General features: G+C 67.0%; 2 protein-coding genes. One reads left to right on the forward strand and one right to left on the reverse strand.

Translation table 11 applies throughout. The features are described from left to right. Positions 1-139 precede the first annotated feature (139 nt). Positions 140-979: an oxidoreductase gene (locus MOQ72_RS44080; protein WP_242192028.1), complete on the reverse strand. Its 840-nt coding sequence runs from the start codon at positions 977-979 to the stop codon at positions 140-142. Between the two features lie 39 nt (positions 980-1,018). Between MOQ72_RS44080 and MOQ72_RS44085 the strand changes: the two genes are divergently transcribed. Beyond that, positions 1,019-1,407, forward strand: a 389-nt coding sequence (locus tag MOQ72_RS44085; RefSeq protein ID WP_277955565.1) for a LysR family transcriptional regulator, incomplete at its 3' end; no start/stop codon positions are given.

The following is a 1,407-nucleotide window of genomic DNA, read 5'->3' on the forward strand; positions in this document are numbered from 1 at the left end:
GCCGATGGGATCTGCGTTCGTTCGAACGCGTTTCGGTGAGGCCACGGCCCTGCTGAACATGCTCGAGCTAGCTGCGGTTTCTGCAGGGCCGCAACGGACCACCAGGGCGCGATCAGCTGCGCCGACGAGATCTCGAAGGTCAGGACACCGCTGTCGAACGGCTGAGCGTCTCCCAGGTGGTGACGTCGGCCAGCAGGGACTCGTGGTGGTTGCGCAGCCCGTCAACCGCGTCTTCCCCGAGCAGGAAGTGCAGCGGCGGGTTCTCGTCGTCGAGCACGTTGAGGATCGCCGCGGCGCCCTTCGCCGGGTCGTTCGGCTCCTGGCCCACGACGCCCTTGACCATCCGCCGCAGCTCCCCCGAGGTCGCGTCGTAGGCAGGGTTCTCGGGGGTCCACTGCAGGCTGGTGCTGAACTGGGTGCGGAACATCCCCGGTTCCACCAGCAGGACCCGGATGCCCAGGGGGGCCAGTTCAAGCGACAGCGCCTCGCCCAGAGCCTCGAGCGCGTGCTTGGTGGCGTTGTAGCCGCTCAGGCCCGGGAAGGTCATCACGCCGCCGAGGGAGCTCATCACCACGATCGTCCCGTTCCCCTGCTCGCGCATCACGGGGAGGACGGCCTGGGTCAGCTCCACAGCACCGAAGTAGTTGACATCGAACATGCTGCGCAAGTGCTCGACCGAGGTTTCCTCGACGGCACCGATCACGCTGACTCCGGCGTTGTTCACCAGGACGTCGATGCGACCGAACACGGCCAGCGTCGCCTCGACCGCAGCGCGGATGGATGCCGGGTCGGTGACATCCATCGCCGCGGTGCTGATCCGGTCACCCCCGGTCTGCGCGAGGTCAGCGAGAGTCTCCGGGCGGCGTGCGGTGGCCATCACACGGTCGCCAGCGGCCAGCGCAGCCAGCACGATCTCCCAGCCGAACCCGCTGGAGCAGCCCGAAATCAGCCAGACCCGGCCCGGTGTGTCGTTCGTCATTCCCATGCCTTTCGAGGTGGTATTTACCGAGATCGATAGTTGTCCCGGCACCCCATCGCCGTCCAACACCGGCTACCTGTCGCAGCTGTAGCCTTTTCCTGTGACCCCCGATCTTCGCAACTGAGGTATTTCGTCGCCGTCGCGGAGGAGTCCAGTTACACACGCGCTGCCGACCGGCTCACGATCAGCCAGCAGTCGCTGTCCCAGCAGATCACCCTGCTGGAACGCATGCTGGGCGTGAAACTCTTCGACCGCGACACCCGAGGCACCAGCCTGACCACGGTCGGCGCGCTGTTCCTCCCCGAGGCCCGCGCGGTGCTCACCCGAGCCGACGAAGCCATCGACGTCGTAACCCGAGCCGCACGCGGCGAGATCGGCAGCCTCCGCCTGGCCTTCCTCGCGACCACGACGAACTACCTGCTCCCGCC

The sequence above is a fragment of the Saccharopolyspora soli genome (genome assembly GCF_022678645.1).
GTDB lineage: Bacteria > Actinomycetota > Actinomycetes > Mycobacteriales > Pseudonocardiaceae > Saccharopolyspora > Saccharopolyspora soli.